This window comes from Devosia sp., from assembly GCF_034675085.1.
Lineage (GTDB): Bacteria > Pseudomonadota > Alphaproteobacteria > Rhizobiales > Devosiaceae > Devosia.
Map to the genome: position 1 here is coordinate 1 of NZ_JAUCDN010000116.1, position 9,553 is coordinate 9,553.

General features: G+C 61.8%; 10 protein-coding genes and 1 pseudogene. 2 read left to right on the top strand and 9 right to left on the bottom strand.

The features are described 5' to 3' along the window. Positions 1-380: YcbK family protein (locus VDP82_RS09090; protein ID WP_323014531.1), on the bottom strand; the 380-nt coding region annotated here is incomplete at its 3' end. 228 nt (positions 381-608) lie between these two features. On the opposite strand from VDP82_RS09090, the gene VDP82_RS09095 reads away from it, so the two are divergent. Next, positions 609-1,274 (top strand): outer membrane protein, encoded by a 666-nt coding sequence (locus tag VDP82_RS09095; protein ID WP_323014532.1) that lies wholly within the window; start codon positions 609-611, stop codon positions 1,272-1,274. A 134-nt stretch (positions 1,275-1,408) separates the two neighbouring features. Then, positions 1,409-1,576: pseudogene (locus tag VDP82_RS09100) on the top strand (succinoglycan biosynthesis protein exoi); the annotation flags it as partial. A 13-nt stretch (positions 1,577-1,589) separates the two neighbouring features. On the opposite strand, the gene VDP82_RS09105 reads toward VDP82_RS09100, so the two are convergent. From VDP82_RS09105 to VDP82_RS09140, 8 genes are read right to left on the bottom strand one after another with little or no spacing between them, the layout of a single operon-like run. Beyond that, positions 1,590-1,883 (bottom strand): hypothetical protein, encoded by a 294-nt coding sequence (locus VDP82_RS09105; RefSeq protein ID WP_323014533.1) that lies wholly within the window; start codon positions 1,881-1,883, stop codon positions 1,590-1,592. A gap of 3 nt (positions 1,884-1,886) precedes the next feature. Beyond that, positions 1,887-4,082, bottom strand: a complete 2,196-nt coding sequence (locus VDP82_RS09110) for a hypothetical protein (protein ID WP_323014534.1) — start codon at positions 4,080-4,082, stop codon at positions 1,887-1,889. Between the two features lie 11 nt (positions 4,083-4,093). Further along, on the bottom strand, positions 4,094-4,840 hold the full coding sequence (locus VDP82_RS09115) for a hypothetical protein (RefSeq protein WP_323014535.1): 747 nt from the start codon (positions 4,838-4,840) through the stop codon (positions 4,094-4,096). Beyond that, the gene (locus VDP82_RS09120; RefSeq protein WP_323014536.1) at positions 4,840-5,649 is read right to left on the bottom strand and encodes a hypothetical protein; all 810 of its coding nucleotides are present in this window, start codon (positions 5,647-5,649) and stop codon (positions 4,840-4,842) included. The genes VDP82_RS09115 and VDP82_RS09120 overlap by 1 nt, the downstream gene beginning before the upstream one ends. Further along, positions 5,649-8,111 carry a hypothetical protein gene (locus tag VDP82_RS09125; protein WP_323014537.1) on the bottom strand — a complete coding sequence of 821 codons (2,463 nt, stop codon included), beginning with the start codon at positions 8,109-8,111 and terminating at the stop codon, positions 5,649-5,651. The genes VDP82_RS09120 and VDP82_RS09125 overlap by 1 nt, the downstream gene beginning before the upstream one ends. Beyond that, positions 8,111-8,641 (bottom strand): DUF6950 family protein, encoded by a 531-nt coding sequence (locus VDP82_RS09130; RefSeq protein ID WP_416347095.1) that lies wholly within the window; start codon positions 8,639-8,641, stop codon positions 8,111-8,113. The genes VDP82_RS09125 and VDP82_RS09130 overlap by 1 nt, the downstream gene beginning before the upstream one ends. Then, the gene (locus tag VDP82_RS09135) at positions 8,577-9,230 is read right to left on the bottom strand and encodes a hypothetical protein (protein ID WP_323014539.1); all 654 of its coding nucleotides are present in this window, start codon (positions 9,228-9,230) and stop codon (positions 8,577-8,579) included. Before VDP82_RS09135 ends, VDP82_RS09130 begins: the two co-directional genes overlap by 65 nt. After that, on the bottom strand, positions 9,227-9,496 hold the full coding sequence (locus VDP82_RS09140) for a hypothetical protein (protein WP_323014540.1): 270 nt from the start codon (positions 9,494-9,496) through the stop codon (positions 9,227-9,229). The genes VDP82_RS09135 and VDP82_RS09140 overlap by 4 nt, the downstream gene beginning before the upstream one ends. Positions 9,497-9,553: the final 57 nt, after the last annotated feature.

Here is a 9,553-nt window from a genome sequence, read left to right on the forward strand (position 1 = left end):
CGCCGAGCGGGCCCGGTATCGATGTGCATGAAATTCGACTTGGGATAGTGGCCGAATCCGGTGAAGCCCACGGCCCTTGCGGCACTCTCGAAATGGGCCGGGTCGTGATTGGTCATCACCACGTCGAAGGCTTTGCCGAGCCGGTGCTGGCTGTTCTTGGCGCCACCCACGGCTTCGTTGTGCGCCTCAGAGCGGTAGGCACTGGTGATGATTAGCGGCTTACCCAGCACATTGCGGAGCTTCTGGAGCCTGTCCATGGAGGCGGGATCGATCAGCAACTCGCCTTCCCGCTTGCTCGCCATTTCCTGCGGGCTGAAATTTGGCCAGCGCCATTCGCCCGACGGGAAATCCCGCCAGGTCTTGTAGACCTTATTGGCCATAATGGCCTCCTGTTGAAATATTAAGATGCATCGGGAGAGGCCCAAAAGCTCTCCGTATTCCAGCGGCGGGCCCGCTAAATTGTCAGCCATCACGGAGAGCGTGGTTAACAAACACCCTGTTACCGATCAGCAACTAGCGATAAATCAAAATTCCTTTGCCGCCGATCAACTTGACTCTAGTTCTGATACTGGCAACATATCGCCTAGAACAAATTCTTGAGGGCTCTTATGATCCGCACAATTTCCGCGATTTCTGTTGCCGCGATTGCGTCCACGATTGGTGTTCAGGCGGCCGATCTTGTTGTGTTCCAGCCGGAGCCGATTGCAACCTATGCTCCGTCCTTTAGCTGGACTGGCTTTTATGCTGGCGCCAATGTGGGCTATGGCTGGGGCAATGTGAGCGTTAGCGTTCCTGGAGCGCCAGATTACGCGCTCAGAGGCTTCGGCGGCGGCATCCATGCTGGCTACAATTATGATGTTGGGGGCTTCGTTCTTGGCGCCGAGGCGGATTTCAGCCTCAGCGACATGAACTATACTGAAGTGTTCGGCGGCCTTACTTCTTCGCTGCGCGTTGAAAATTTCGGGTCTATCCGGGCCCGCGTCGGTCTGCCTGTGGATCGCTTCATGCCTTACGTCACGGGCGGTTTTGCGTATGGCACCGGCTCATTCAATGCCTCGATGGGCGCACTTTCGTGGTCTGAGCGTCAGACCCACACCGGCTGGACCATCGGCGCCGGCGCTGAATATGCAGCCACTGACAACGTTATCCTGCGCGCCGAATATCTCTACACCGACCTGGGTTCGCGGAACTACTTGAGCGCGGGCATTCCTGGCGGCATCGACACCAAGGTCAATTTCGGCACCCTTCGCGCCGGCGTCAGCTTCAAGTTCTAAAGGCACTCCCAAAGTCCGTAGAACTTGGGCCCCGGAGATTATGCTCCGGGGCCTTTTCTTCAACTGAGGGCCAAATGAGCAAACTAACTCTCGTGCTACTCGCTATGGCGCTTCTGGTCACACCAGCCCTTGCCGAGACCTGCAACATCAAAGGCAATGTGAGCACGCAAGGCGAACGCATCTACCACGTGCCTGGTCAGCGATATTATGACGACACTCGGATCAGCGCGTCTCACGGTGAACGCTGGTTTTGCTCAGAGGCGGAAGCTCGGGCGGCCGGGTGGCGCAGGTCGAAGGTATAGTGCAAGCACCACCCTACCCGGCGGCGTACCGCCAGAGATCGTCCAATTCGGTTGCACTCATGCCGAGCGCGATCCTGGCCGCTTCGACAAGAGCATGGTCGCGTTCGAAATAGCCCGCATATTCCAGCTTGGCGCTGGCAGCCGCCCAGCCAACCGGATCATACTCGGGGCTTTCGGGATCATTCATCGCCGCCACCCAGGCGCGCAAATCAGCCTCAAAGCCAGAGGCGCGCACAACGAACCAGAATTGATCGGGATAGAGGTTGGGGAGTCGCGGCAACGTCTCCGGATCGCGCAAATAGCACATGGCTCAGCTCCAGTAGAAATAGACGTCATGCAGTTCGACGTTCTTCGCGTTGAGAGTCTTGAAGCGCCAGCGCGGCGCTGTGCCGGAAGGCTGACCAGAAACATCGGTCGCCCCCGCCTCGATTACGCGGATGCCAGCAGTTGGCGACGGCGAGGTGAATAGCTCTGCAAGCGCCATGGAAGACCAGGTGGCCCCATCATCACGCGAACATTCCAGCGTGTAATCCACACCGGCAACTGCCGGGTCGACCTCTTTGACCCGCAACAGCGCTTTGGTCTTTACCGGCGCCGCCGCGGCGATGAGGCTGGCCGACCTAACCGTCATGTTGTTGAGGCCAGTTTGAACATCGATCTGCTCAACGCAGTCAGCGCGGCTGGCGATGGTGGAGTAGCCCGCCGGTGCTGCTGTAGCAATCTCGCTGCCAGATGCCTTGTAATAGACATTGTAGGACGCGGAGAGCCCGGTTTTCATGCGCGTGTAGCTCGTCGAGGCTTGGTAGATAGCGACGATAAAATCCTTCGCTTCATCAAAGGCAAATTCGATCCAGTCAGACCATACATCGGCACCCGTCGCCAGAGTGAAGGTCGCCTGACCACCCACAGTCACTGGCACTGGCGTCGAGGCCATGTCCCATGCGTTGCCAGAGACAGCCCTGTGCCCGATGGTCATGCCGGCAACCACCGTCGTTCCGGTGAAAGGTCCGCGCATCCGAAACCGCACCGTTGTGCCGCTCGTCGAGAGGACACCGGCCGCAAAGACTTGGCGCAGGTTGTTGCCAGCCCAAGATGAAGACGTTGCGTCCAGGCCAATATTGACCAGCGTATTGGCCGACGATGCGGTTGGCTTCAAGGCACCTGGCGTCGATGTATCGAGGTTCGTCGCACCTGCGACATCGACATAGGTCAGTGTATCGAAGCTATCGGCCACCCGGTTGCCATTAGCCCCAAGAAACAGCGCTGCGTTTGAATTATCCGCGACCTGTAGAGCCAGCAGCGACACCGTAACCAGAAGATCGTCATAGCCCTCCGGTGTCAGTTCAGCCAAGGTCTTGCCGCCGTCATCAAGTTCCTTGCCCGTGCCGTCCTTAAAAACAGCGATGCGACCCGCCATGGATGAGGCCGGCCCAATGACGTCGCCAGCACCGTCACCGTCCAGGCCACGAGGCCCCCGAACATCTGTCGCGTCGCCCGGATCATCCACTAGTCCCAAGGGGCCGAGATACTTCCCGATACCTTCGGTCGGCGCGCTGCCTTCGCCACCCACCCAGGCCACCATGCGCTCCACCCGTCGCTCGCCGTCGGGAACAAGCGCATAGACGGGCGACCAGCCCTTGTTGCCGATATTGCCCTTATCTCCCTTTCGCCCCTCGAAAGGCAAAGCGGGAGACCAGTCGGCCGAGGCGGCACTGCGCTTCTGGAACAGGACAGAAGTGGTGATTTCGTCGCCGTCCCCATTCACCGACGCATAGATGAAGCCGGCCGGCTCATCGTCAAAGTCGGCGCGTTCCGCAAAGGGACCGGTGCGGCCGATCTCGATGCCCTCGCCCAGAATAACCCATTCCACCCCCACCGGCTCTTCGGCCAGGGCCCCAGAACTGCCGACAAAGGCTACCGCGACCTTGCGATAGCCCGGCGTGGCGTCTGGCGTGCTGCTGATCTGGAAGGCTGCGTAGGCGGTGCTGGCGAGCGAGCGCACGATCAGCACCGTGCCGGCCTTCCACAGCCCGAGAAGCCCGGTCACGTCCCGCCCGCCCTCATTGGCATCGAGCACGTCGAAATAGATCTCGGTCACATCATCGGGCACGCCGGCATTGAAGGCCATCCGGCCGGGGCCCGGGTCATTGTCGCCGGTGACGCCGATGAGATTGAAGAACAGCCCGCGACCATTGGCATCGAGAGTGGACAACTCCTGGATAACACGCGCCGTGCGCGCATTGAGCGTGGCGACCTGCGTTTCAGCCGCCGCGGCGGCATTGATCGCTGTTGCCAGCCCCGAGCCACCGGCGCCGGCATGAGGCAAAAGCAGCGAGAAGGCCGTGGTCCCGGATCGTTCGGCGATAAAATTGGCGCAGCCCTCAATGACCACGGCGCTGCCCGCCGGCGCCGTGATTTCCGAAAGCACCACATCGTCATCGCCCAGCCAGGCGGTGACGGCGGTTTCGCCATTGGCGACAGTGACCGTGCCGGTCGAAAGTCTCATGACTTCGGCTCCTAAATCTTGATGTAGCCTGGGGTGATGACGGCCGTACCACGCCACAGCGAGGCGTAATTGGTCGGGTCGGAGAGCGAGCAGGCATTGGGCCCGCCGCGCCGTTTATCGATATTTCCGCCAGTTCGCTGGTCGATCTGATGCACCGGCCAAGCAGATGGGTTGCCGCCATAGGTGAAGCCGGAGCGGTAGCCGCCCGAACCGGTGCTGTTGTTGTTGCCGGAATTCCAAGGGACGCGCTGGCCCTCATTGGCCACCGACTGCTTGCGGCGCAGATAGACTGCGTTGCCCACACGCTCAAAGGCGAACATGCGCACCAAAGGGCCGACGCCCTCGATCAGCGCGGAATTACCATCAGGCATGTGCTTCCCGCCGCCGCCCAACAGCGCAGGGATCGGCCCGTCAACGCCCATGACAGAGGACGGCGCCACGATCCGCGAGAGCGTCAGTTCCACCTCGAAATAGTTCGAACCGGCCGGCAGGTTGCAGACGAAGCTCAGCCCGCTATCCCACTCCTGCGGGTCAAGGCTGACCCATGAGACGCAGGCCGAATAATCGAAGCCATTGGCCGTCGCAAAGGTGAAGCCATAGGCGTCCGACTTTGCAAAATCGGGAAAAGCGATGTCGAAATTGGTCAGCGTCACAGCGTCTTCCGGCAACAGCAGAGCCGGCCGGCGCGTATTGGCCCAGACCACATGATCCCCCTGAGTATGGGTGATCGCGCCATTGCTTCCACTCACCCGGCCCATCAGACGCCCACCGATACGAAAGAGGGCGCAGGCATCGCGCCGTTATATCGGCTCTCGCTGGTCACCACGCCGCCGCTGGCCGAGCGCGCGCCACCGTTCCGGATGTCGATGGTCGGACCAAGGTTGAGCGCGAAAGGCGTCTCGCCTGGCCCCGTGCGCCGCAGATATCGGCGCTTGGTGTCGATTATGCCCCGCGCCAGCTGCATGCTGTCGCCCTGACCGCTCCACATGGGTAGGCTGGGCGACGGCGCGCGAGTCGCAAAGACCATGACGCGATACGTCCTAGCGACGGCCGCCAGGTCGATATCGGTGGAGACGGCCGATTCCCGCAGATAGATGCCGCCCGAGGTGGCGAACACGGAAATGCGCCGGTGCCCACCACGATTGTCCTGCTGGACGACGAACCCGTCCGGCACGCGCCGGCCATCGATCGAGACCATGAATTTCGGCACATAGCCAAGGCCATGGCTAAACAGCAGGATATCGCTTGTCCGCTGATCGCCTTGCACCAGAAAGCCGATCGACGAGCCGGTAGGCGGAAAGGGCCCGACACTACCCCCGCCCGTACTGACCACATAATATGTGTTCTTGGTCGCGAGGGCCGCATGCGTGACCGGAACATCAACCGGCCCGGCCGCCAGTTCGTATTGGAAGCAGCGCTGATGCCAGATGATCTTGTCGAGATGGTCCGCCGGCGATTTTGCCGGCGCATTGCGCGGCGCGTCGATGTCGTGCAGGGAGCCGCCGCCAGCCACCTCTTCAAAGCAGGCGACGACATTGGCGCCGGAAAAGCCACGATGCACGGCCATCAGCTTGCTCCGAAATTGTAGTCGCCCGACGCGCCGTCCATGACGATGGTTTCGCCATCCAGGGACGCCAGGTGCTCGAAGCGCAGGGCGGTGACCCGCACGAAACCAGATTCGATGGCGAAGGGCTGGGTGACGATCTCGCCATCGGTGGCGAGGAAGTACATCCGGTCGGCCATCATCCCGATCCAGCTATCGGCGGTGCCACCGACAAGGTCGCGCTCGGCCCCGAGCACCAGCGCGGCCTCGGCCGGGAACGTATCGCCGGCATCGGCGCGGGCCTTGAACAGGATTTCCGCCCGTGCCGTCAGCGGATCGATGCGCGCTTCGATCTTGATGAGCCCGCCCGCCATCACGTCATTGAGCTGGGTCATGACATCGACCTTGAATTCGGCAAAGGCTGCATTGAGTTCGGCAATGGCCCGCTGGGTGACAGCCACGGCGGCCAGGCTGGCCCCGTTCTGAGCCTTGAGCAGCTTGAAGTTTTCCCGAAGATTGGCCTGATCGGTCAGCGCCGCCGCCTCGGCCGCCGCCATGCGCTCTTCATATTCGGCCAGGCGCTCAGCCAGCGAGCCCGCGCCCGGCCCCACCAGATAGCCCCGCTCGTTGCGCAGCTCCTGGCCGAGTTTTTGCGGCGTGATCGAGCCATCCGCGACCTCGGCCGGCACCTCCTGCGGCCCGGTGGTGAATTCGCCCTCATTGGTCCAGACGCAGGCCCGTCCGTCGCTGCGGATCGGGATCGCCTTGCGGTGATATTTGGTCAGCGGCTGGAGCGGGCCGAAGACGAGATTCGATTGCAGCCGCGACGAAGCGAAAAAATCCTGCTTGTCGTTCGCCTCGGTGCCACCATCGGGCCAGATGCGGATCATCACCTGTTCGACATTCGGGTCGGTGATCGGCGTCCAACTCGCCTTCGCATGCGGATGGATGGCCCCGCCGCCGGCGCGCTGATAGGCAGCAACGGTAAGGCCAGAGACGGCAATAGTGCGGGCCGGATCGGCGGGGCCTGTGCCGGGGCCGTTCGGCAGAACCACAAAGCTTTCACCGCTCGCCGGCACGATTGCGTTGTTCCACTGGCTCAGCGTTAATGTGGCCCCGACGACCTTACCGTCCTGCATGGCCCGCTCTGACTTTTCCACCACCATGAGCATCGGGCCCCATTCGCAATCCCGGATGACCGGGTCGCCGGGCTCCAGCACCAGGGCGATGGGCGTAAAGCTCTCGACGCGCGTTGCCGGATAGAATTGGCGGCGCAGGGCAATCTCAGCGCGCAGCTGGGCTCGCTCCTGCAAATTCTCGTATCGCTGGTCGAGTGCCGCCGCGCGGCGCCCGCCGATCAAGCTTTCCAGATCAGTATCGATGCGGGGCGTGAATGGCGCGTCGGCCCAACCCAGATCGTGGCTGATAAATTGCCCATGCCACATGGTCTTTTTCTGGCTCACAGAGCCTTTCCGATCCACGCGGATCGGCTGCCCGCCCAGACGATCGATATCCTTGAGCGTCAGAACCGGCACCATCTGCTGGGCCGGTAGGGGAACATCGGCGCCGCCGCGCTTGAAACTGGAGCCGCAATAGCTCTCATCGATCTCGCGCAGCACGGAGAGCTTTTCCTCGCCATCCGATATGGACCGGCCAAACTCGAAAATCGGGAAAGTCTTGCCGGAAACCGGATCGAAAAAGCTTTCGTCGCAACGATTGGCGGCCGCCGTGTAGCCCGCGAGGTCGCAGGCGTGGGCAGAGAACCCCTGCCCCAACACCCGCACGCCGTTGACATAAATGCCGCGCCGGAAATTGTACCGAATAACAGCCGAGTTCTTGGTGAACACATAGGTGCTCTGGTCGCCCCAGGCGGCGTCGGGCACCCGCCAATCAAAGAGCCGCAACCCGCGCCAGACCGAGCCGAAGCGCGGCACCGAATTGCCGAACAGGTCCGCGTTGTAGCGGGCGGTGACAATCAGATATGCACAGCCGGTCATCCGATGCGCGGCCGTCCACCGCCCCGCCGGATTGGACAGCGCCACAAGCTGCGGGTCGGCGGGCTGGCCTGGCGCGCCCGTGTAATATTTCACCCAGAGATAGGGCGAACCGCCTACGACATAGTCGTCGACCGTGCGCCCGAAGGGATCGGCGTTGGAGCCCGAGAGACTGCGCGGCTGCTCGTCGACAAGGAAGTGCTCGAGTCCGTCATGCCAGCCATGGCCGACCTTGATGGTGAACTGGATATATTCGTTGTCCGGCCCATATTCGTTGACATAGAGCAGCTGCCCCGCCGCCCTACCAAGACCGAACACGGCCGAGACGTCCACAGCCTCACCCACCTCAAGTTCGAAGCTGAGACCTCGTGAGGATGTCACCTGCTGGGTGGGCTGGCGCTTGGGGCGTATCATGCTCGACAAGATCGACGCGCCGACACCCATGGCTAGGTTGAGCGCAATACTGCCGAGCATTGGGGCAACGGCAGGCATTAATAAGCTCCTATGGCAAAGGTGCGCTTCAGCGCCTCCACCGGGACATAGACAGGCCCTCGCTCGGTCTTGCCCACGGCCATGGCGCCCATCACCACGAAACTGGTGAGCCAAGGCCGGCTATCGACCTCCTGCGCCAGCACACCGCAATCACCCCTACGCGCCAGCAGCTTCGGAATTTCCAGAAAGGTGGCGGCAAGCGCATCCTCGACGGTCCCAAAGCCAGCCGCCTTCATTGCCCGCAGCGCGCCGGTCTCGGTCCGATAGCGGCGAAATCCCCGCATCGGATCCACGCCGGTCATCGCAAGGCACAGCTCGGCTGGCGCCGCCAGACAATGCGCGTCCGGGGTCCAGGCGAACGGGGTGGCGACATGACGTGCCATGATGGCGACAAAGCTTCGCTCCCACCCTGGCTTGCGCGCCGGGATGTTCTTTGGTGTCCAAATCATGAACTCTCCGCGGCGGTTAGGCCGATCCCTCAATGCGACCCCAATTGACGTTCTGCATCTGCCGCACCGTGGTGCCGACATGCTCGAAAGCACGGTCGGCTGGATCGATCAGCGCTTGAAACGCTCCATTGGCCGTCTTGCCCTCGATGTCTCTCTGGGTGATGTCAGGCTCTTCCAGCATCAAGACGCGTACCGGATTGCCATCGGCGTCCCATTCGAGAGGCATGCTGTCCAGTTCGCGAATGGCCACCTGCTCGCGGTAGATCGGTAGGCCTGTCGAGCCGATCCAGAATACCGACGCAATGGCGAGCCGGCCTTGCCAGGGCTCCTCATCGATGGTCGCCCTCACCCCGTCATCAAAGACGTTCGCCGGAATATCCGATCCCTCTTCGAGATAAGTTTCCAACACTCGAACCACGATGGCCCGGCTTTCAGGACCAAGCGCGCTTTCCGGAAGGTCCAACGACACCAGCGCGCCACCGCCATAGAAGATCGCATCACCCGTTTCCGGCTCCGGCAGATAGCCGTCAACGTCACTCCAGCCGAACTGGCCGCGCACGCCGATCACCATGCGAACTACGCCACTATCCAGCACCAGCTCGACAGCATCCCTATATTCGACCCGTCCCGCAGCCAGATCGTCCAGCAACTGAGGCGAGAAAGGTTTCACCGCAGGGCCTCCATGACCTCAAAACTGATAGAGGACGGATTGGCGACCTCGGCCGCGTCCCAACTGGCGGGCACGATCATGAACCGCATCTTTGGATTCTTCAGAGCTACAATGGCGCCTGGGGCGAGGACGCCAATGGGCAGGCGCGGCGTTACGGGAATGGCCTGACTGATCTGGCCTGAGACCAGCACATTTTCGGCCACCCACCGATGAACCACGATATCGCCTTGGTAGATCGCCAGCCTATCGCCGCGCAGGAGCTGCACGCCTGTTGATTGTCGCCAGGAACTGACCCGGGATTGTCATTGAGAAGTGACCCGGTT